The following is a 22,770-nucleotide window of genomic DNA, read 5'->3' as shown; positions in this document are numbered from 1 at the left end:
CCTACCCAGTCATTCCCCTTTCGATTCCCCCTCATCCCTATCGAATATTAATCCAAGCTAACTAACCAAAAAACCTTGCTGATTTTCTGTAATTTCACCACGACTTTATGGGCAACTATTTTTGTGAACAGCACCAAATTTAAATAACTAGGTAAGGAATAAAATAGCCACAGCTAAATTAAATCTATTTCATTCGGATTGGTAAATATAAAAATAACTTTAATTTAAAGTCAGCAACTCTATATCGCTGGGTACTTCATAAATGTAAGTGTATTTACAATCTATAAATCATTAGTCGCTAATTCACGTCACTTTTATTTAAGATGATGTAAGGAGATAGCCATGACAACTCAAACGATACCAAGCGAAACAAAAAAGGGCGGCTTCTTTGCCAATTTTAAATTCCCTTCTGCTTACACCATTTTATTTATTCTTATTGCGCTCGTAGCGCTCCTTACCTGGATTGTTCCTGCAGGCCAGTACGACCGTGCAATGAACGAAGAACTCGGTCGAGAAGTTCCCGTAACAGGAACCTACCAAGCGGTAGAAGGTAATCCTCAAGGCGTAATTGACGTACTGCTTGCGCCTATTGACGGCTTCTACGATCACAATAGTTATGAAGCTGCAGCAATCGACGTTTCACTGTTCATTTTAATCATTGGTGGCTTCTTAGGACTAGTAACCAAAACGGGTGCCATTGATGCTGGTATCGAACGCGTTACCGCCCGCTTAGAAGGGCGAGAAGAGTTGATGATACCAATACTGATGGCACTGTTTGCCGCTGGCGGTACCGTCTACGGCATGGCGGAAGAATCACTGCCATTCTATACATTACTAGTACCTGTAATGATGGCTGCTCGCTTTGACCCTCTAGTTGCGGCTGCGACGGTATTGCTTGGCGCAGGGATTGGGGTGCTAGGTTCAACCATTAACCCATTCGCGACCGTTATTGCTGCCAACGCCTCTGGTATTCCATTTACCGACGGTATCGCGCTGCGTATTGGAATGCTGATTATTGGTTGGGGTATCTGTGTCGCCTACGTCATGCGCTACGCAAGAATGGTACAAGCCGATCCAACAACATCGATTGTTTACGATAAGTACGAAGAGAACAAAGCGCACTTCCTTGGCAACGCAAGTGGTGAAAAACTGGAGTTCACCGCGACTCGCAAACTGATCCTGGCCATTTTTGGTGGCTCATTCGCTGTGATGATTTACGGTGTATCTGTTGCTGGATGGTGGATGGCAGAGATCTCCGCGATGTTCTTAGCAGCGACTATTATTGTCGGTATAGTGTCTCGTATGAGCGAGGAAGAGTTCACAACTAGCTTCATAGACGGTGCTCGAGACCTACTGGGCGTTGCGCTTATCATAGGTATAGCACGTGGTATCGTAGTCGTAATGGACCGCGGTATGATCACCGACACAATTCTTTTCTCGGCAGAACAAATGGTGACTGGCCTTTCTTCAGTTGTCTTCATTAACGTGATGTTCTTCTTAGAAATTCTACTGTCATTCTTAGTACCTTCGACCTCTGGCCTGGCAGTACTGACTATGCCAATCATGGCTCCATTAGCCGATTTTGCAGGCGTAGGTCGTGACCTTGTTATCACCGCTTACCAATCTGCATCTGGCTTGGTCAACTTAATCACTCCAACCTCTGCAGTGGTAATGGGCGGCTTGGCGATTGCTCGTGTCCCTTACGTGCGCTGGGTTAAATGGGTGATGCCATTGATCGGAATCTTGATGGTGTTCTGCATCGTTGTACTAAGTATTGGTGCGCTTATCTAAAAGCTACACACCACCTTCTCGTTCAAAGCCGCTTTCTTAGCGGCTTTTTTATTGCTATCGCCCCCAGAGCCAGTCCCCAAAATGAACTGACCCCCAATAGTTGGACTCCAATTATTGGGGGTCTTTTTATGTCCAAATATAGCCGAGAGCTAAAATGTATCATTGCTAAACAATGTTTAGGTGGCGCGTCATCTCGCGATTTAGCAAAACAATATTCAATTTCTTCGAGACAGATACGGTATTGGGCTCAAGTCTTTGCCATCCATGGTACTGATTCATTTTTACCCACTAAGCATGCTGCTACTGCTCAGACAAAACGAAAAGCATTGAATTTAATGTGGACGAATGAATGGTCTCTCACGCACACTAGCGCAGTATTAAATCTCTCATCCCCTGGAATACTCTCTGTCTGGCTCAAACGATTTAATGAGCTCGGTATCAAGGGGCTCAAAATACGCCATAAAGGAAGCCCCTCAATGAAACAGCAACCTCAACGTACCACTAAGCCTGATAATGAAATGACACTTGAGGAGCTAAGAGAGGAGTTGGTCTACTTACGAACTGAGAATGCCGTTCTAAAAAAGTTGGAAGAGTTGGAGCAGGAAAAAAACCGTCGAACAAAGAAAAAGCGGTCATAGCTCTAACTCTTAAAGGCAAGTATCCATTGAAGCACTTACTGCAGACTCTACAGCTGGCAAAAAGTGTCTTTTATTATCAGGCTCAAACGAGCAAGCGCCCAAATAACTACGAACGTGAGCTGCGGTTGATAAAGTCAATTTATCATGAGCATAAGGGTCGATACGGCTACCGCCGTATTCACTTGGAACTAAAAAATCAGGGGTTCGCACTTAACCACAAAACGGTTCAAAGGCTTATGGCTCAGCTCAATCTTAAATCGACGGTCAGGATTAAAAAGTATCGTTCATACCGAGGAGAATCTGGAACAGCTGCTCCTAACGTGCTTGAAAGAGATTTTAGTGCGACTCAACCCGATGAAAAGTGGGTAACGGATGTCACGGAGTTCAAAGTCAAAGAGCAGAAAGTATACTTGTCTCCCGTGGTCGACTTGTTTACTCAGGAAGTGGTTGCTTATAGAGTGGCCAAAAATGCCTGCTTGCCGCTTGTCACGGATATGCTGACGGAAGCCATATCAACGCTTAAACCCAACTCAAAGCCAATTATACATAGCGATCAAGGTTGGCAATATCGCCATCGACAGTATCAGGAAAAGGTAGCGGAGAGTGGGTTAACGCAAAGTATGTCTAGAAAAGGTAACTGCTTGGATAATGCCGTTGCTGAAAACTTTTTTGCTTTACTCAAAACAGAGATGTATCACAATCAAAGCTTTGAAGATGCAGATGCTCTGATAGAGCAAATTAAAGAATACATCGAGTACTACAATACGAAACGTATAAAAGTGAAACTAAAAGGCCTGACTCCGATAGAATATCGAGCTCAGGCCTTGAAAGCCGCTTAACAGAAATGTCCAACTTTATGGGGTCACTTCAAAACAACCTCACGAGCTGCACACACTCTATTTAAAGCCTCTCTATAGTTAACCTCATCAGCCAACCTTAAACAATCCAAGAACACCTTCGACAAAGCGTAAATCAACGTTTTAATATTGATGCTAAGGCTAATAAAAAACCATCCATTACCTACCATTATATTTAGAGAAATATTTAGTCATATATTCGAGTTAATTATATTTAAAGTTATTTAGTTAGTAATAACAAAAGGAAAAATACCACCTGTTTTTATAGAAAAACGACTTAAAACATCCCATTATAAAATGTGACCACAACAGCTTTATTCGCATTTAATTTGTTAAAAAATATTTAATTCCACATTCGAAATTAAATATCTAAATAGAAACATTGCATACTTCCAAGCTAAGTACACTCTTATCAATAAAACTATTATGCATATAATCCCTAACAATTTTGATTCTAGGCAGGTTAAGTAAAAAAGCGTGCATAAAGTTCCCTAACAGCTAACTATTTAGAATGTAATCGTTATAACTAAAAGTGCATAAAGTTTGTTAAAACCCTTAATTTTAAAGGGCTGCGGGATAAAAAACGATTTGTGATAGATCTCTAAGAATACCTGACTAGCAGGCGTAATATTAATTCCAGACAAGAGATATGAATAAAATAATTCATTATTCTCCACTGAAAATAAATAATTACTCTTAGCGATAAAAGTAATTCAAATATATAAGAGAGAGACGATCATGAGTAAGTTCTATGTAGGTTCTGAAATAGGTCAATTGCGCCGCGTTCTAGTTCACCGCCCAAGACGCGCACTGACTCACCTAACACCCTCTAACTGTCACGATTTACTATTTGATGACGTACTGGCTGTTGAGCGCGCAGGTAAAGAGCATGATGCATTTACTAAAACGCTACGTGATCAAGGTGTTGAAGTTCTTCTTCTTACTGACCTACTAGCAGACACACTAGCAGTGCCAGAAGCGAAAGATTGGCTTTTGAATCATCAAGTGTCTGATTACCGCTTAGGTAAAACATTCGCAAATGATGTGCGCTGCTACTTGGGCGACTTACCAAACTTAGAGCTAGCAAAAATCCTAACGGGCGGTCTGTCTTACGCTGAAATGCCAATGAAATCATCTTCAATGATGCAAGGCATGCACGCACCAACTGACTTCATTATCGAGCCTCTACCAAACCACCTATTTACTCGCGACACATCTTGCTGGGTATACGGTGGCGTATCTATCAACCCGATGGCGAAACCTGCTCGTCAACGTGAAACAAACCACGTTCGCGCTATTTACCGCTGGCACCCAACATTCGCAGGCGAAGACTTCATTAAATATTTCGGTGATGAAGAAAACATCAACTACGACAACTCAACAATCGAAGGTGGTGACGTTCTTGTTCTCGGCCGTGGCGCGGTTCTTATCGGTATGTCTGAGCGTACAACAGCACAAGGTGTTGAACACTTAGCGTCTAGCCTATTCAAACACGGTCAAGCGACACAAGTTATCGCAATGCAGCTACCGAAACACCGTTCTTGCATGCACTTAGACACCGTGATGACTCACATGAACGAAGATACCTTCTCTGTTTACCCAGAAGTGGTAAGTAAAGACGTGCAGTGCTGGAACCTAACTGGCGATGAGTCAGGCGCTGTGAAAGTGAAAGAAGAAGGCTACTTCGTAACAGCTATCGAAAAAGCGCTTGGCGTAGACAAGCTAAATCTAATCACGACAGGTGGCGACAACTTCCATGCAGAACGCGAACAGTGGAACGATGCGAACAACGTTCTTACCGTTAAACCTGGCGTTGTTATTGGCTACGAAGGCAACACATACACCAACGAAAAATACGACAAAGCAGGCATCACGGTTCTTCCAATCCCTGGAGATGAGCTTGGTCGCGGTCGCGGTGGTGCACGCTGCATGAGCTGCCCAATTGAGCGTGATGGTATCTAATCACTAAGACGAAAACGGCCAAGTTGAACAATCTTGAATAATCTCAGCTTGGCCAAAATGAGAGAACACAATTATGACTAAGCAAACTGTTGTTGTTGCACTCGGTGGGAACGCCCTACTTCGTCGCGGTGAACCGTTAGAAGCCGATGTTCAACGCCGTAATATTGAAACTGCTGTTAAAACTATCTCTGAAATCGCGAAAGTGTACAACGTGGTTCTAGTACACGGCAATGGACCACAAGTTGGCTTACTTGCTCTACAAGGTTTGGAGTACAAAAAAGTAAACCCGTATCCATTGGATGTATTGGGCAGTGAGACTCAAGGCATGATCGGCTACATGCTGATGCAAGAGTTCAAAAACTACCTGCCTGACCGCAACATCTCATGCATGTTGACGCAAATGACAGTTGATCCAAATGATCCTGCATTCGCAGATCCAACCAAGCCAATTGGCCCGATCTACGAAGAAGCAGAAGCGCGTGAGTTAGCGGAGAAATTCCACTGGATCGTAAAACCAGACGGCCAACACTTCCGTCGAGTAGTGCCAAGCCCACGACCTACCGGCATTGTTGAACACGAAGCGATCACTCAACTTATCGATGCAGGTCACCTCGTAATTTGTACTGGCGGTGGTGGCATCCCAGTGAAAAAAGAAAATGGCAAATTAGTCGGTGTTGAAGCAGTTATCGACAAAGACATGTCTGCAGCTTTCTTAGCGAAACAATTGGATGCGGATGCGCTGCTTATTTTGACCGATGCGGACGCTGTTTACCTTGATTGGGGCAAACCGACTCAACACGCACTACGTAGCACCACACCAAGTGAACTGGCGCAATTCCAATTCGATGCAGGCTCAATGGGGCCAAAAATTGAAGCATCGTGCGAGTTCATTCAGCAAGGCGGCAAAGTCGTTGGTATCGGCGCACTCGAAGATGGTTTGCAAATACTGCAAGGCCAAGCGGGCACCAATATCACCAAAGGTTAACGCATTCGTGAGCTTTATCATCTTGAGAACCTTAAACCTTGAGAGCTTTTAAAGCTTGCGAAAACAGAATTAAACGAAACAAACAAAACCGAACAACTTTAACTTAAAAATTGAATCGCGCTTTCTTGAATTTTATTTCCCTGTAACAAGGAAGCGCCTAAATCTAAGAAGGAATACATCATGGCTTTTAACCTACGCAATCGTAACTTCCTAAAACTACTAGATTTCACTCCACGCGAAATTCAACATTTGTTAGATCTTTCTATGGAGCTAAAAAAAGCGAAGTACAACGGTTACGAACAGCCAACGCTGACTGGCAAAAACATTGCGCTTATCTTTGAGAAAACCTCAACTCGTACTCGCTGTGCATTCGAAGTAGCGGCATTCGATCAAGGTGCTCGAGTTTCTTACTTAGGCCCATCTGGCTCTCAAATTGGCCACAAAGAATCAATGAAAGATACCGCTCGCGTTCTTGGCCGTATGTACGATGGCATCGAATACCGCGGCTTTGGTCAAGAAATCGTTGAAGAGCTAGGCGCTTACGCTGGCGTTCCTGTGTGGAATGGCCTGACTGACGAATTCCACCCAACACAAATCCTAGCTGACTTCCTAACTATGACGGAATACGGCCGTGGCAAGCAACTGCATGAAATCAAGTTTGCTTACCTAGGTGATGCTCGCAACAACATGGGTAACTCTCTAATGGTTGGCGCTGCGAAAATGGGTATGGATATTCGCCTTGTTGCTCCAAAACAATTCTGGCCACAAGAAGAGCTATTGGCTGAGTGTCGTGAGATTGCAGAGCACACGGGCGGCAAAATTACACTAACAGAAGATGTTCAAGAAGGCGTGCAAGGTTGTGACTTCCTATACACCGACGTTTGGGTATCAATGGGCGAAGCGAAAGAAGCGTGGGCTGAGCGTATCAATCTAATGATGCCTTACCAAGTCAACATGGACATGATCAAAGCAACAGGCAACCCACATGTGAAATTCATGCACTGCCTACCAGCTTTCCACGGCGAAGATACAACAGTAGGTAAACAACTTGCTGCTGAGTATCCACAGCTAAAAGACGGCGTTGAAGTAACAGATGAAGTGGTTGAGTCTGAATACTCTATCGTGTTCGATGAAGCAGAAAACCGCATGCACACCATCAAAGCAGTAATGGTTGCGACATTAGGCAGCTAATTACCTAAGAAACTAAGCAATTAAGAAGTAAAAAATTAAGAAGCTAAGCACTCACTTGTTCGAAGTACGTTGATAAGTTAAGTGCAATGACAGGGAAATGCGGGTGGCGTTCTTGGGATTTTGACCTTGAATAAAACTCGCATTTTTTTTCATGTGGTTGAAGAGGTTCTTTCCTGAAAAAGCCTGCAACTCTCAGTTCCAACAAAGGCTTAAATGGGAGCACAAAATGGATGTTATTTCGCATAAAAATCCATTAAATGAATACTTTACAGAAAGTATTGCATGGCCTTTTTATCTGAGTATAATCTTCCGCAATTTGTCTTAAGAGAGCAAAAAATGAACCGCAATTTTGTCGCACATGATTGTCAACCAACACGCCCTAAAGTGGCGTTGGTGTCATTTTTATTTTTCTCTATTGATCGTTTCGAAGCCTCCTATTTTTAGGGGGCTTTTTTTTATCCGCAATTTGACTGTATGCATAGAAGGAAGACCCGTTATGGCGCATTCGTTATTTAACAAGCACATCATCTCCATTCCAGAGCTATCTCGTGATGAACTGGAGCTTATCGTCGATACTGCAGCAAGGCTCAAGGCAGAACCAAACCCTGAGCTGCTGAAAAATAAAGTCGTTGCGAGCTGCTTCTTTGAGCCTTCAACTCGTACTCGCCTTTCATTTGAAACCGCAGTTCAACGCCTTGGCGGCACCGTCATCGGCTTTGATAATGGCGGTAACACATCGCTAGCGAAAAAAGGCGAAACACTTGCCGATTCGGTGCAGGTTATTTCTTCTTACGTTGATGCTTTTGTGATGCGTCACCCACAAGAGGGCGCAGCACGTTTGGCTTCTGAATTTTCTAACGGTGTGCCAATTGTGAATGGTGGCGACGGTGCCAACCAACACCCAACGCAAACCTTATTGGATCTGTTCTCGATTTACGAAACGCAAGGCACGCTCGATAACCTTAATGTGGCGTTCGTCGGCGACCTAAAATATGGCCGTACCGTACACTCATTGACGCAAGCACTATCAAAATTCAATAACGTGCGTTTCTTCTTTATCGCGCCAGAAGTGTTAGCGATGCCTGATTACATCTGTGAAGAATTGGAAGAGATGGGGATCCAATACAGTACCCACAGCAGCATTGAAGAAGTGGTGCCTGAGCTGGATGTTCTATACATGACTCGCGTACAGAAAGAGCGCTTTGATGCGTCAGAATACGCGCACATGAAGTCGGCTTACATTCTAACCGCCGATACATTGAAAGAGGCACGCCAAAACATGAAAGTGCTTCACCCATTACCACGTGTCGACGAAATCACAACCGACGTAGATAAAACGCCACACGCTTACTACTTCGAACAAGCTGAAAACGGTGTATACGCTCGCGAAGCTCTATTGGCCCTAGTTCTTAACGACACTTTATAAGCAGGAGAAACAGTCATGGTTAAACAAACTCAGCTACAAGTAGAAGCGATCCGTAACGGCAGCGTGATTGACCACATCCCTGCTCATCTTGGTATCAAAATCCTTAAACTGTTTAAGCTACACAAAACAGAACAACGCATCACCATGGGATTAAATCTGCCATCATCTGCGCTCGGCAATAAAGACCTCATCAAGATTGAGAACATCTTTCTGACTAAGGAACAAGCCAACCAATTGGCTCTGTATGCGCCGCAGGCAACGGTGAATCAGATTGAGGAGTACAAGGTCGTTAACAAGCTGACACTTGTGCTGCCAGACCAAATCACCAGTGTGTACACTTGCCCGAATAGCAACTGTATTTCGCACGGTGAACCCGTTGAAAGTAACTTTAAAGTGCAGCTAAAACACGAAAACGTACAACTAAAATGTCACTATTGTGAAAAAGTATTCTCTCGCGAGATCATGAGTGAAATCCGCTAGCCCTTAGCGCTCTTACCTTCGTAAAAGAAACCGCTCAAACTACATGGATATTTATTCCTAACCCGGAATAAATATCCACTTACCAAAAGAATAAAACTCCACAAAAAAAGCAAATGACCAGAATTTTGTTTGGTGATCGCCTTCAAAAAGATAACTATTCTTTAGTGGTAGACTGAATGAATAGAAGATCATACATCACGCATACCCTTCCTATTTATTTCGGGATTCATCGGTAAGCCCTAATTAACAATCGTACTCTACGGCTTTGGGAGTGCGTTCTGCGCTATGGACAAGCGATATCCACATGTTGGCCTTAAAGGAGTTGTTCATGAACCAAATCACTGAGCACGGTTGCTTGTATTCAGCTGAAGATAAAACACTGACTGCAGCGTGCAAACGCTTACTACAACAGCAAAGCTTCTCAACCCAGAACCAGCTGCGAGAGAAACTCGTCGACATTGGCTATACAGGTATTAGCCAGTCGACTGTGTCTCGCATTTTGTCACAACTCGGTGTTGTCAAAATTCAGAACGCCTGTGGTAAAAAGGTTTACTGCATCACCGTAGAAAGCGCACCGGTACGTGTCGATGCGTCAATCTCATCACAAATCGAATTAATTACTCACAACCAAGCAATGGTGATCGTAAAAACAAACCCTGGTTGCGCACAATTAGTCGCAAGATTGGTTGACATCGACCCACATACCGAGATTATCGGAACTGTTGGTGGCAACGACACGGTGTTAATTATTCCGAAAGACACCACGAATATTGATGCTTGCGAACAAGTCGTAAGAGCACGCTTGGGTGTTGCTTAAATGTCTTATTGGCAAGGACTGACAACTCATGTTGAGCGGCGCGCACTCTCTCGATTGCCCCAGAAAATAGCCCACCCGCCCTAGCGGATATTTGTTTTCAGATGAAACTAATCACAAACTATTACGGTCTGATTGAGTTAAGATACCTTCAACTCCATTTTGATGACTAATAGTATGCGACGACTTGCCACATTACTTTTTGTTTGTGTTTCCCTGTTCACTCAGCCTGCGTGGGCGCTTTTTGGAAACGACAACGCCGAGCCAAGCTTCGGAGGCAATAACAACGGTTTTGTCCCTGTAGACCAAGCTTTCCCTTTCAATTACTACCAGCAAGACGGCAAGGTCCTTCTCGACTGGCAAGTAAAAGAGGGCTACTACCTCTATCAACACAGCCTCTCGTTCACTGGCCAAAATCTCGCTATCGGCAATGTTGAAATGGAAGATGGCCAAGCACACCAAGATGAATTCTTCGGTGAGGTGAGCATCTATACTCAGCCGTTATTCGTGCAAGTTCCTCTACAGAGTTACCAAGATGGTTCACAGCTGATCGTTAAGTATCAAGGCTGTGCGGACGCTGGTTTCTGCTACCCACCAGAGACTCGAGTAATCGACATTGAACCGTTTACTGCGACGAATCCTGGGGATATAAAAAGCAGTAATGAGCAAAGCAGTGGTGATGTACAAAACAGTGATGTCTTACAAGGTTCTTATGATGCAGCTGGTGAAGCTGATAATTCAGTACACCCCTCTTCTCCTGCAGCTGACACAGCAAGTAATACCACTCAACAAACCAATGCTTCCGTTTCAAAAGAAGCAGGCTTAGCCGATAAACTCGGTGACAGTTGGTGGACGCCATTATTATTCTTAGCACTGGGTGTTGGCTTAGCCTTTACGCCGTGTGTCCTGCCTATGTATCCAATTCTGACGGGTATTGTATTGGGTGGCGGCAAGCTCAGCCAAGGTCGTGCGCTGATGCTGTCCTTCATCTACGTGCAAGGCATGGCGTTAACCTACACCTTATTGGGTTTGGTGGTTGCTTCAGCAGGCATGCAGTTCCAAGCTGCGATGCAGCATCCTTACGTATTAATCGCGCTGAGTGTTCTGTTCGTGACGTTGGCGATGTCGATGTTCGGCGTTTATAGCCTACAATTGCCAAGCAGCATCCAAACTTGGCTTAACAACCAAAGTAACAAGCAGCAAGGTGGCAATACCTTGGGCGTGTTCGCAATGGGCGCTATCTCGGGCTTGGTGTGCTCACCTTGTACTACTGCTCCACTGTCAGGTGCGCTGCTGTATGTCGCTCAAAGTGGTGACCTATTAACGGGTGCGATTGCTCTTTATGCGTTAGCCATGGGTATGGGGATTCCGCTGATCTTGGTTGCGGTGTTTGGTAATAAGCTACTGCCAAAAGCAGGCAGTTGGATGGACAAAGTGAAGATCGTATTCGGCTTTATCTTGCTGGCAGCGCCTATCTTCCTGCTAGAGCGAATTATTCCTGAATTGTGGGCAACCGTGCTTTGGTCTGGATTAGGCTTCATCGCCTTTGGTTGGCTTTACCACAGCAAGAATGCACTGCCATTCGGTGGTTGGAAGCAAAGTGCAGTGGGTATCATCGCGATGCTCGGCCTATTCGCTTCTGCGCAACCTGCGCTAAATTACTGGTTCGCAGAAAAGAGCGTAGTGGTTGAACAACAAATCCAATTTGCTCACGTCAACACGGTCGAAGAGTTAGAGATCCAACTCATCGAAGCAAGAAAACTCGGCAAACCAGTGATGCTCGATTTCTACGCTGATTGGTGTGTCGCATGTAAAGAGTTTGAGAAGTACACCTTCCATCAAGCTGATGTCGAGAATAAGCTTTCTGACTTTGTTCTTCTTCAGGCTGACGTGACGAGAAACATGCCTCAAGATATTGAACTGCTTAAACAATTACAGGTACTCGGCTTGCCAACCATAGAGTTCTGGGATGGTGAGGGTAACCATGTTCCAAATGCTCGTGTCACCGGTTTTATGCCTGCAGATGTATTCTTAAAACACATGCAAGACCACCAGCTATAACGGCAATATTCAACAGAATATCCGCTTAAACGAAAGCCGCACCGCCCCTCCGTAACGAGATGGTTGTGCGGCTTTTTTGTTATTCAGAGTAACGCTTTCTTATTCTGGGGATAAAAGTCGATATGGTTCAGACTTTTAATGTATAAATATTGTTCACATACTCAATCAGGATGATAATAAATATTAACTAAATTGTTAAAAGTATGAACGTCATGGACTCGACCTATACCATCATCATTGCTGATGACCACCCTCTTTTTCGCAACGCCCTGTTTCAGTCAGTACATATGGCGATCAGCGGTGCGAACCTGCTTGAGGCTGATTCCCTCGATGCCTTACTGACCTTACTAAAAAAAGAAGATGAACCCGACCTATTGCTTCTCGACCTTAAAATGCCGGGTGCCAATGGGATGTCTGGCTTAATTCAGCTGCGCGCTGAATATCCAGATTTACCGATTGTAGTGATCTCTGCCAGCGAGGATGCTAGCGTGGTCACTCAGGTGAAGAGCCACGGTGCCTTTGGCTTTATTCCTAAGTCGAGTGATATGCGAGAATTGGTCAGTGCACTGAATCAAGTGCTTAATGGCGACCCGTTCTTCCCAGAAGGCCTGATCACCAACAACGCAGCCTGTAGCGACCTTGCGGAAAAGCTTTCCACACTGACGCCTCAGCAGTACAAGGTATTAGGAATGCTATCGGACGGCCTGCTGAACAAGCAAATCGCGTATGAATTGAATGTTTCGGAAGCGACCATCAAGGCACATATGACGGCCATCTTCCGTAAACTGGATGTGAAAAACCGAACTCAGGCGGTTATCTTGCTACAAGAAGTCCACAATTAAACTTCATTGATGCCCTCTTCTAAAGTCGTCTTAGGTAAACATAACCCCAACCTGACGACTTTATGATCATCGATATCTGCGACCACCCAAGTGATGTCATGCCATTCAAAACTATCACCCAAGACTGGGTGTGCACCAAGCTCCTGATCCACCAATTGTTTTAGCGTCATTTCTCGCTCTTCTTCCGAGCCTAGTTCAATACCATAACAATCACTTACGGCAGCAACCGATAGCTCAACATCCAAGAAGAAATCACCAAAGAATCGTGCCGCTTCTTCTGCTAGAGGTGCCTCACTGAATAGCGCACTTAAGCTTTCTAGGTCCTTGTCTTGACCAAGCACACATAAGATATCGTTCGCCTCTAACACGGTACTGCCCGATGGGTGGAGCATGGCATCTTGTCGAAACAGTGCGGTAATGCGCGTCCCTTCAGGCATCGATAAACGCTTGAGCGGTTCACCAACACACCACTTTTCCTCTTTCAGCTTGTAGACAAACATCTCCCACTCACTGGTCGGATAAATCTCCATACCGGTACGAGAAATCGGTGTTGGCATCGGTGGTAGAGTCACTTTAGCCAGTCTTGCGACTTTCATTAGACTGCCGCCCTGAACAATCAGCGAAACCATAACCACGAAGAAAGCGATATTGAAATACAGCTGAGCATTAGGCAGGCCAGCCATCATCGGGAACACCGCTAAAATGATCGGCACAGCGCCACGTAAACCTACCCAAGAAACAAACCAACGTTCCTTGGTGGTAAAGCTTCTGAACGGCAATAAACCCAACCAAACCGACAGCGGGCGAGCAAACAAGATCATACCGAAAGCCAATGCTAACGCAGGAAGTGCAATGTCCATTAAGGTCGATGGTGTCACTAACAAACCCAACACCAAGAACATCACGATCTGACTTAGCCACGTCATACCATCAAGAACATTAAGAATAGAGTGTCGAGAACGCGTCGGACGATTACCGATAAATAAACCGACTAGGTAAATCGATAAGATGCCGCTACCGCCAAGCATGTTAGAGAACGCAAACAGAGCCACACCACCACTGAGTACCAGAATGGAGTAAAGACCATCAGCCAGTTGTACTCGATTGATTAAGCTCCATAAAACCCAACCGCCGCCGATACCAACAAGAGTACCGATACCAAACTGCATCGTGAAACTTTTCAGTAGGAAGTTCATTCCCATCTCGGCATCTGGGGTGCCGAGTAGCGCAATTAAAGTTACAGTTAGGAAGACCGCCATTGGGTCATTGGTACCGGATTCGATCTCTAGGGTTGAGCCAACACGCTCATTGAGGCTCTGACCTTTCAACAAAGAAAATACCGCGGCTGCATCAGTCGAACCGACGATCGCGCCAACCAATATGCCCTGCATCAATGACAGGTCGAACAGCCAAGCCGCCATTAAGCCCGTTAGGGTTGCGGTACATGCCACACCTATTGTGGCTAGTGATAGTGACGGCCAGAAAGCCACTTTGAAGCTTGCGACCTTGGTTCGCATCCCGCCATCCAACAGAATCACAGCCAGTGCAAGGTTACTCACCAAGTAGGTCAGTGAGTAATCATCGAAATTAATGCCCCCAGGGCCATCTTCGCCCGCCAACATACCAACGAACAAAAAGATCAAAAGAATCGGAACGCCCAATCGAGAGGACACTTGTGAAAAAAGCACACTGATGGCGATGAGTACGGCACCAGTCAAAAATAAGTGGTTAATGGTTATTGCGTCCAATTCGTTCCCCCAAAGAATAAAACTCGAGCTTTAAGCCTGTTGATCTTTTGCCACTAGCTTGTTGATCTTCTGCCGTTAAGCAAGGCACGGCCGTTAAAAGTACCGCAGTTACTATAACAAACTTATGTTTCGCTTCGTGTCATAGGCAGGACTAAATACCGTTTCTCAGTCATTTAGTTGTTAAATTTTATGACTCGCACTCTAATTCATCCCTTTTTGTTAGACCTTTGGCTAATTTAACATCATTGCAACATCACGCTTTTCTATGGTTATGTCTCCTAGCCCCCATATTTCAGTAGATTAGCGCTAATACCATCCAGACTAAAGTTGCACAGATCCTTTGACTTATCCTTGCTACATTCTAAATCGTAACATTACGTTAACACGGGTATTTTACATAAACGGTTTCTACGAAACGGAATAAAGGAGAAGGCAATGGCGTTCGAATCTACGGAACATGCTCAAGCCTATTGGAAGGAAAACTTGGGAATAATGGGAACACTACTCGCAATATGGTTTGTGGTCTCTTATGGCGCTGGCATCTTATTTGTGGATGTCCTAAATACCATTCAATTTGGCGGATTTAAGCTAGGTTTTTGGTTCGCTCAACAAGGTTCAATTTATACCTTCGTGGCGTTGATATTTATTTACGTTGTTCGCATGAATAAGCTGGACAAAAAATACAACGTACAGGAAGACTAGAGGCTAGAACATGGATATTCAAACTTGGACGTTTATTCTCGTCGGTATTACTTTTGCAGTATATATCGGCATCGCAATCTGGGCTCGCGCTGGAACAACGAGTGAATTCTACGTTGCAGGCGGCGGCGTACACCCAGTCGCAAACGGCATGGCAACAGCCGCTGACTGGATGTCGGCAGCATCATTCATCTCAATGGCAGGTATCATCTCATTCGTTGGTTACGACGGTGCGGTTTACCTAATGGGTTGGACAGGTGGTTATGTACTACTTGCGCTATGTTTAGCACCTTACCTACGTAAGTTCGGTCAGTTTACGGTTCCTGATTTCATCGGTGAACGTTACTACTCGAAAACAGCACGTATGGTAGCGGTATTCTGTGCAATCTTCGTATCGTTCACGTACGTTGCAGGCCAGATGCGTGGTGTTGGCGTTGTATTCTCTCGTTTCCTAGAAGTTGATATTAACCTAGGCATCATCATTGGTATGGGTATTGTGTTCTTCTACGCAGTACTGGGTGGCATGAAAGGCATCACTTATACGCAGGTAGCTCAATTCTGTGTCCTCATTTTCGCCTTCCTTGTTCCAGCAATCTTTACCTCAATCATGATGACGGGTAACCCACTTCCACAAGTTGGTATGGGCTCAACGCTATCAGGTACAGATGTATACCTACTTGATAAACTGGATGGACTAACAGAAGAACTCGGATTTACCGCCTATACCGAAGGTAACAAGAGCATGGTAGATGTCTTCTTCATCTGTGCGGCTCTAATGGTAGGTACTGCCGGTCTTCCACACGTAATCATTCGTTTCTTCACGGTACCAAAAGTACGTGATGCTCGTATCTCAGCAGGTTGGGCACTACTGTTCATCTCATTGCTATACACAACAGCACCAGGCGTTGCAGCCTTCGCTCGTGTAAACATGATCGAAACGATTAACGGCCCTGACATGCAAGGTGTCGCAGCAGCAGAAGCACCAAGCTGGTACAAAAACTGGGAAAGCACTGGCCTAGTTGGTTGGGAAGATAAGAACGGCGATGGAAAAATGTTCTACTCGGGCGATGAGCGCAACGAGATGAAGATTAACCGTGACATCATCGTACTGGCTTCTCCAGAGCTAGCGAAACTACCAAACTGGGTTGTAGCACTGCTTGCAGCCGGTGGCCTAGCAGCCGCACTATCAACAGCCGCAGGTCTGCTTCTGGTTATCTCAACGTCGATTTCACATGACTTGTTGAAGAAAGGCTTCAGACCAAACATGACCGACAAGCAGGAGCTGTTAGCCGCTCGTTTGGCTGCCATGATCGCAATTGTCGGAGCAGGTTACTTGGGTATTAACCCACCAGGCTTTGTAGCACAGGTAGTAGCGTTTGCCTTCGGCTTAGCCGCAGCATCCTTCTTCCCAGCGATTATCCTAGGTATCTTCTACAAGAAGATGAACAAGGAAGGCGCAATTGCAGGTATGTTGTCAGGTATTGCCTTCACAGCAAGCTACATCATCTACTTCAAGTTCATTAACCCAGCAGCAAGCACACCGGAAAACTGGTGGTTTGGTATCAGCCCAGAAGGCATCGGTACGCTAGGTATGTGTCTCAACTTCGTAGTATCAATTGCTGTAAACAAAGTAACGGCTGAAGTACCACAAGATGTACAAGATATGGTTGAGAACATCCGTTACCCGAAAGGTGCAGGTGAAGCTCACGACCATTAAGAAGCTCGCTACTTAGTCACTAGGTAGTAAGCACTTAGAAAAAGAATCAGTACTTACATTGTAGGGATTAGGTACTGATTCTAAGAAAGCCGATACTTCATGTATCGGCTTTTTCTTTTCCTGCTCATTTTATAAAAAAATAAACAAAGGGTTGTTTTTAAAACCTCACTTGATAATAATTATCATTAACATCTATTAATGAGATGCAGATGATGATGAAAGAGCAGCAGGTTCTCTATTCGAGGTTTTACAAAGCACAAGATCGCTTTGCTTCATTAGAACAAGTTCAAGGCCATGAGCCGTTTGTAATTCGAGAGTATATCGAGTGTGCACTCACGCTTTCTGCTTACTATGAAAAGCATGCCGCCCAAGAAAACATCTTGTTGTGCGAGCTGTATCTGCGCCAATTATTCTTCCATTTGATTGAAGCGATTGAGTCTCCTGACCGTAGTTTCGCCTTTCGTCATATCTGCCTAGACTCTATTCACTCACCGTTATTTTATTTGAAACGCCACTACTGCCAGCAACCGCAAGGACAAGCGCGTTTTTTGAATCTCAGCCAAACACTACAACAAGTCCAAGCCCCACTTGGCTAACAAGGATAGAAGATGACCCTACAATTTCGGATTGAAAAAGACAGCATGGGCGAAGTTAAAGTCCCTACCGAGGCGCTATACCAAGCACAAACTCAGCGTGCAGCAGATAACTTCGCTTTTAGTTCACACAAGATGCCAACCAGCTTTATTCAAGCATTGGCGCTGATTAAACAGGCAGCAGCCGATACCAATGCTCAGCTAGGTTTATTAGAAGGTGATATTGCCAACGCGATAGCCGAAGCCAGCCAAGAGATCATTGAGGGTAAACACCTTGAGCAGTTCCCTATTGATGTTTACCAAACCGGCTCTGGCACCAGCTCCAACATGAATGCCAACGAAGTGATTGCGACGCTCGCTTCAAGAAGCTTACAAGGCGACGTGAACCCCAACGATCACGTCAACATGGGGCAAAGCAGTAACGATGTAGTACCAACAGCAATCCAAGTCAGTGTCGCTTTGATGGCAGAAAATAAGCTGTTGCCTGCACTTACCCACCTTTCTGCGGCACTTACCGTCAAACAACATGAACTTGCTGAGGTAGTCAAAACTGGCCGTACTCATCTAATGGATGCGATGCCGATTACCTTTGCTCAAGAGCTAGGCGGTTGGAAATTTCAGATTGAACATGCCAAGCAAGCGGTAGAAAGCAGCTTACCAGCTATCAAAGCGCTTGCTCAAGGTGGCACAGCGGTTGGTACGGGGATCAATGCCGACCCACGCTTTGCCGATAAGTTTGCGAGTAATCTGTCTCAATCGACAAAGATCAGTTTTACCTCGAGTGAAAACTTCTTTTTTAACCTCAGTAGCCAAGACGCGATCGTCGCATTGTCTGGTCAGCTTAAAACGGCAGCCGTTGCGATCATGAAGATCTCAAACGATCTTCGTTGGATGAACTCTGGGCCGTTGGCTGGCTTAGGGGAAATTGAATTGCAGGCTCTGCAGCCGGGTTCATCGATCATGCCTGGTAAGGTCAACCCTGTAATTCCAGAAGCCGCAGCCATGGCGGCAGCGCAAGTAATTGGCAATGACACCACCATTACGGTGGCTGGGCAGTCTGGAAATTTCCAATTGAACGTAATGCTGCCTGTGATTGCTCATAACGTATTAGAAAGCATAGAACTATTAGCCAACAGCTCAATTGCTTTGGCGGACAAAGCCATCGCCACTTTCACGGTGCGCCAAGACAATCTTGATTTAGCGCTGTCAAAGAATCCGATTCTAGTGACCGCACTCAACCCTGTGATTGGTTACTTGAAGGCTGCTGATATTGCCAAGAAGGCCTATAAAGAAGGCTTACCAATTCTGGATGTTGCCGAGCGAGAAACCGATCTTAGCCGAGAAGAACTCAGCAAGCTGCTTGATCCAACCACATTGACGCAGGGTGGTATTGCAGGTTAGTAGGAAAGATGACAGAAATTCGCTGAAATAGTAGAGAGACAAAAGGCCTCATCCGAGGCCTTTTTCACTATCTGCTCACAAATCCGAGCGCGTTAATCCGAACCTGTTAATTCAAGCTAACTCACTCGATTTAAGACGGCTCTTAACTTGAGTGGCTTCACTGGTTTGGCAATAAAGCTGAAGCTGTTGGCCTTTATCGCTGCCAACATATCATCGGTTCTATCGGCACTGATGATGACACCTTCAAAAGAGTCACCAAGGCGCAAGCGGCACTGCTGTAAAACTTCGAGTCCAGTCCTGCCATTATCAAGACGGTAATCCGAGAAAATCACATCTGGCTGCCAGCCATCGTCTAGACATTTCAAACTTTCGACTAAGTCGACGGCGGTTTTAACTTCACAGCCCCAACGACCAATCAAGTTTTCCATACCCACTAAAATCTCTCGCTCATTGTCGACACACAGTATTTTCAGATGTTCGATGTCGCTGGTCGCCATTGGCGTTGAAGCTTGCACAACTGGAGCCACCTGCTCAGCTCTCGCTAAAGTGATGGAAAAGACGCTGCCTTGTCCCGGCCACGAACGCATCGAAATTTGATGACCAAGCACATGAGCAATCCCTTTCGAAATCGCTAACCCCAACCCCAACCCTTGATTGGCTCGTACTTGGCTACCACGGGTAAATTCTTCGAAGATCTCTTGTTGCTTGTCTTCATCGATACCAGTTCCGTTATCCCATACGTCAATGCGTACCTGACCATTTACTCGTCTCGCACCGAGGACTACTTTTCCTTCAGGGTTATAGCGAAACGCATTCGTTAAAAAGTTCTGAATCACTCGTCTTAATAACTTGGGGTCAGAATGAATGAACAATGACGATGGAATCATCTGAAACTGGATTTTTTGCTGTGTCGCTAAAGCGCTAAATTCCGCATTCAAGTTGGTCAGCACGTCATGCACGGCAATCGCATGAATATTGGTTTCCAACTTACCTGATTCCAATCGTGAAATATCCAGTAAATCGCCAATCAAGTCTTCAGCCGCACCAAGCGCACTTTCGATATGAGATGAAAGCTGCTTCTCCTCTTGTTCTTTTGCGACCTCAGATAGCGACGAAGCAAATAGACGCGCGGCATTGAGCGGCTGCATCAAATCGTGACTTACGGCAGCCAAGAATCGACTCTTGGATTGTGATTCTTGGTCAGAGATTTGCGTCGCCTTTACCAAGCGATGGTTAAGCTTCTCGAGCTCTTGAGTTCGTTCATGGACTCTCGATTCCAAGCTTTCATTAGCATCTTTTAGCGCTTGCTCTGCTTGTCTGAAAACCGTGATGTCGGTAAAGCTCATTACGAAGCCACCACTTGGCATCGGGTTCCCTTGCACTTCAATCACTCGACCATCAGGACGAATACGAGATGAGGTGTGCCGAGTGCCTTGTTCAAGATGATAAACACGGCGTCGAACGTGATCTTCTGGGTCGCCCGGGCCACACAAACCTTGCTCAGCATTATGGCGAATCACATCTGAAATGGGTCGCCCAACCTGAATAAGCCCCATAGGGAACTCAAACAGTTCAAGGTAACGCTGATTCCACGCCACCAGCCTCATCTGTTTGTCTATTACTGCAATGCCTTGGCCTATATGTTCAATAGCTCCTTGAAGTAAACCACGGCTGAAGTCGTACAATTCCGAAGCTTCATCAACGATAGTTGCTACTTCCTCAAGCTGCATATTTCTTCCCTGTAGAGCGGAAGTAAGTACTAACTTAGCGGAAGAGGCACCGAATACCCCAGCGAGCACACGTTCTGCATGTCGAATCAGGCTTGCGGGTGCTTGTTGGTTAGGAAGTAGCGGCTGCCCGTGCTGTTGCCAATAACTCTGCAAAGCACTTTTAGCACGCTTACGCCCCACAAAACGTGACGCTAGCATCTCTAATTCAGCGACCGTCACACGGCTCTGATAGAGGCTGATGTTCTCATTTTCTGGTAATGGTGTGCCAATAAAAGCAGCCGATTGTAAACGCTCACTTAGGCTTGGTCTGGTCACCATCGAAACCACGGCATAACACAAAGTATTCAGCAAAATACTCAGCACAATCCCCCAGTTTGAACTGCTGATCTCCCAACTGTTGAGCAACTCTGGTGGTGTGATAATCCACAGTAAAAGGTTACTTTCACTGTCGCCTGCCAGCATACTGGTTTGGCTCATCAGGGTGATCAGCCAAATCAACGATCCCACCATTAAGCCGACATAAACCCCCTTCCGGTTGCCCGGACGCCAGTACAAACCACCAATAAGTGCTGGCGCGAATTGAGCAATCGCCGCAAAGGAAAGAAAGCCAATCGCCGACAGTGAGTGAATGGTATCGAGCGCTTGATAGAACAGCCAAGCACCCAGTAACAGCAGTAAAATCAACCCGCGTCGAATCACCAGCAACATACCAGAAAAATGTCGATGGGTTCTTTGAGTTAGACGCATACGGCGCAGCAGCAATGGCATCACTAAATCATTCGAAACCATGATCGCCAATGCGATGGTCGAGACAATCACCATGCCACTCGCCGCCGAAGTACCTCCGAGGAAAGCCAACAAAGCAATGTGATTCGCACCTTCTGCCATTGGTACACTGATCACGTAAGTATCAGCTGGCATGTCGGTAAGCAGCCCTTGTCCTGCCCAAGCAATTGGCAGCACAAACAGGCCCATTAAAATCAGATAAAGTGGAAACAACCAACGAGCGGTATGCAAATCTTGAGGACGTTCGTTCTCAACCACCATGGTGTGGAATTGGCGCGGCAGACAGACAATCGCCAACATGGTTAAAACGGTATGAATAATTAAGGTCGGAATATTCGGCGATTCATAGGTGGAAGCCGCCACATCAAGCAGGTCGATTTTGTCACTGCTCACCGCCAGGTAGATGATGAACAAGCCAACAATCAAAAATGCCGCGAGCTTAACAATTGACTCAAACGCCACCGCCATCATCATGCCACGGTGATGCTCTGTGTTATCGATATGCCGAGTACCAAACAGCATGGTAAAAATGGCCAAAGCACCGACCACAAACCAAGACACGTGATAATCCTGATAGCCGAAATCAGACGCTAGGTTTGGCGCAACAATATCTAGCCCCATCGTAATACCACGCAGCTGTAGCGCGATATAAGGAAGAATACCGACCACGGCAATCACGGTGACGGCAACAGCCAAGCCCTGAGATTTTCCATAACGAGCCGCGATAAAGTCGGCAATGGAGGTGATGTGCTCCCGCTTTGCAATCAGGATCAACCGCGCCAAGATCCGCCACCCGAGTGTAAAGACCAGAATGGGGGCGAGATAGATGGGTAAAAAGGACCATGGGTTATTGCTCGCCTGTCCGACCGTTCCATAGAAAGTCCAAGAGGTACAATACACTGCAATCGAAAGACTATAGATCCATGGGCGCCAACGCGATAGCCAACGAACCTGCCTGTCTCCATACCAAGCGATCAGAAATAACACGCCCAAATAGGCTAAAGAGACTGGAATTACTATCCATCCTTGCATTAAAAACCCTTTTTCAT

The 22,770-nt window shown here is 45.6% G+C and carries 17 protein-coding genes; 15 read left to right on the top strand and 2 right to left on the bottom strand.

Features of this window, described 5'->3' with window-relative positions:
- Nucleotides 1-342: 342 nt before the first annotated feature.
- From OCV44_RS01045 to OCV44_RS00995, 11 genes are all read left to right on the top strand, one after another.
- A complete protein-coding gene (locus OCV44_RS01045; protein WP_139685136.1) occupies nt 343-1,791 on the top strand; it encodes a YfcC family protein in 1,449 nt (482 codons plus the stop codon).
- Nucleotides 1,792-1,919: 128 nt separating this feature from the next.
- The gene (locus OCV44_RS01040) at nt 1,920-2,429 is read left to right on the top strand and encodes a helix-turn-helix domain-containing protein (protein ID WP_139686330.1); all 510 of its coding nucleotides are present in this window, start codon (nt 1,920-1,922) and stop codon (nt 2,427-2,429) included.
- On the top strand, nt 2,426-3,268 hold the full coding sequence (locus OCV44_RS01035; RefSeq protein WP_139686331.1) for an IS3 family transposase: 843 nt from the start codon (nt 2,426-2,428) through the stop codon (nt 3,266-3,268). Before OCV44_RS01040 ends, OCV44_RS01035 begins: the two co-directional genes overlap by 4 nt.
- Before the next feature lie 756 nt (nt 3,269-4,024).
- A complete protein-coding gene (arcA, locus tag OCV44_RS01030; RefSeq protein WP_086048591.1) occupies nt 4,025-5,248 on the top strand; it encodes an arginine deiminase in 1,224 nt (407 codons plus the stop codon).
- Between the two features lie 73 nt (nt 5,249-5,321).
- Nucleotides 5,322-6,233: a carbamate kinase gene (arcC, locus tag OCV44_RS01025; RefSeq protein WP_086048590.1), complete on the top strand. Its 912-nt coding sequence runs from the start codon at nt 5,322-5,324 to the stop codon at nt 6,231-6,233.
- A 180-nt stretch (nt 6,234-6,413) separates the two neighbouring features.
- A complete protein-coding gene (gene argF / locus OCV44_RS01020; RefSeq protein WP_139685897.1) occupies nt 6,414-7,424 on the top strand; it encodes an ornithine carbamoyltransferase in 1,011 nt (336 codons plus the stop codon).
- A gap of 496 nt (nt 7,425-7,920) precedes the next feature.
- Complete coding sequence (gene pyrB, locus OCV44_RS01015; RefSeq protein ID WP_086048588.1) at nt 7,921-8,850, top strand: aspartate carbamoyltransferase; 930 nt, start codon at nt 7,921-7,923, stop codon at nt 8,848-8,850.
- A gap of 15 nt (nt 8,851-8,865) precedes the next feature.
- Nucleotides 8,866-9,330 (top strand): aspartate carbamoyltransferase regulatory subunit, encoded by a 465-nt coding sequence (gene pyrI, locus OCV44_RS01010; RefSeq protein ID WP_065207424.1) that lies wholly within the window; start codon nt 8,866-8,868, stop codon nt 9,328-9,330.
- Nucleotides 9,331-9,658: 328 nt separating this feature from the next.
- Nucleotides 9,659-10,147 carry an arginine repressor gene (locus OCV44_RS01005; protein ID WP_009844705.1) on the top strand — a complete coding sequence of 163 codons (489 nt, stop codon included), beginning with the start codon at nt 9,659-9,661 and terminating at the stop codon, nt 10,145-10,147.
- Nucleotides 10,148-10,321: 174 nt separating this feature from the next.
- Nucleotides 10,322-12,205 carry a protein-disulfide reductase DsbD gene (locus OCV44_RS01000; RefSeq protein WP_139685896.1) on the top strand — a complete coding sequence of 628 codons (1,884 nt, stop codon included), beginning with the start codon at nt 10,322-10,324 and terminating at the stop codon, nt 12,203-12,205.
- A gap of 212 nt (nt 12,206-12,417) precedes the next feature.
- The gene (locus OCV44_RS00995; protein WP_012604978.1) at nt 12,418-13,047 is read left to right on the top strand and encodes a response regulator transcription factor; all 630 of its coding nucleotides are present in this window, start codon (nt 12,418-12,420) and stop codon (nt 13,045-13,047) included.
- On the opposite strand, the gene OCV44_RS00990 is transcribed toward OCV44_RS00995, so the two are convergent.
- Nucleotides 13,044-14,795, bottom strand: coding sequence for a potassium/proton antiporter (locus OCV44_RS00990; RefSeq protein WP_139685895.1), 1,752 nt, complete (start codon nt 14,793-14,795; stop codon nt 13,044-13,046). The genes OCV44_RS00995 and OCV44_RS00990 overlap by 4 nt on opposite strands.
- 435 nt (nt 14,796-15,230) lie before the next feature.
- Between OCV44_RS00990 and OCV44_RS00985 the strand changes: the two genes are divergently transcribed.
- The 4 genes from OCV44_RS00985 (at nt 15,231) to OCV44_RS00970 (ending at nt 19,205) form a co-directional block, all read left to right on the top strand.
- Nucleotides 15,231-15,497, top strand: a complete 267-nt coding sequence (locus OCV44_RS00985; RefSeq protein ID WP_004729726.1) for a DUF4212 domain-containing protein — start codon at nt 15,231-15,233, stop codon at nt 15,495-15,497.
- A gap of 10 nt (nt 15,498-15,507) precedes the next feature.
- Nucleotides 15,508-17,211: a sodium:solute symporter family protein gene (locus OCV44_RS00980; protein ID WP_122047168.1), complete on the top strand. Its 1,704-nt coding sequence runs from the start codon at nt 15,508-15,510 to the stop codon at nt 17,209-17,211.
- Between the two features lie 209 nt (nt 17,212-17,420).
- The gene (locus tag OCV44_RS00975) at nt 17,421-17,807 is read left to right on the top strand and encodes a hypothetical protein (RefSeq protein WP_139685894.1); all 387 of its coding nucleotides are present in this window, start codon (nt 17,421-17,423) and stop codon (nt 17,805-17,807) included.
- 12 nt (nt 17,808-17,819) lie between these two features.
- Nucleotides 17,820-19,205 (top strand): class II fumarate hydratase, encoded by a 1,386-nt coding sequence (locus OCV44_RS00970; protein ID WP_139685893.1) that lies wholly within the window; start codon nt 17,820-17,822, stop codon nt 19,203-19,205.
- 116 nt (nt 19,206-19,321) lie between these two features.
- Here OCV44_RS00970 and OCV44_RS00965 read toward each other — a convergent pair whose 3' ends face one another.
- Nucleotides 19,322-22,753 carry a hybrid sensor histidine kinase/response regulator gene (locus OCV44_RS00965; RefSeq protein WP_170213752.1) on the bottom strand — a complete coding sequence of 1,144 codons (3,432 nt, stop codon included), beginning with the start codon at nt 22,751-22,753 and terminating at the stop codon, nt 19,322-19,324.
- Nucleotides 22,754-22,770 lie beyond the last annotated feature (17 nt).

Origin of the sequence: Vibrio tasmaniensis (genome assembly GCF_024347635.1) — a bacterium.
GTDB classification, from domain to species: domain Bacteria; phylum Pseudomonadota; class Gammaproteobacteria; order Enterobacterales; family Vibrionaceae; genus Vibrio; species Vibrio tasmaniensis.
The sequence above is the reverse complement of the archived record's forward strand: the minus strand, read 5'-3'. Positions and strand labels throughout refer to the sequence as shown.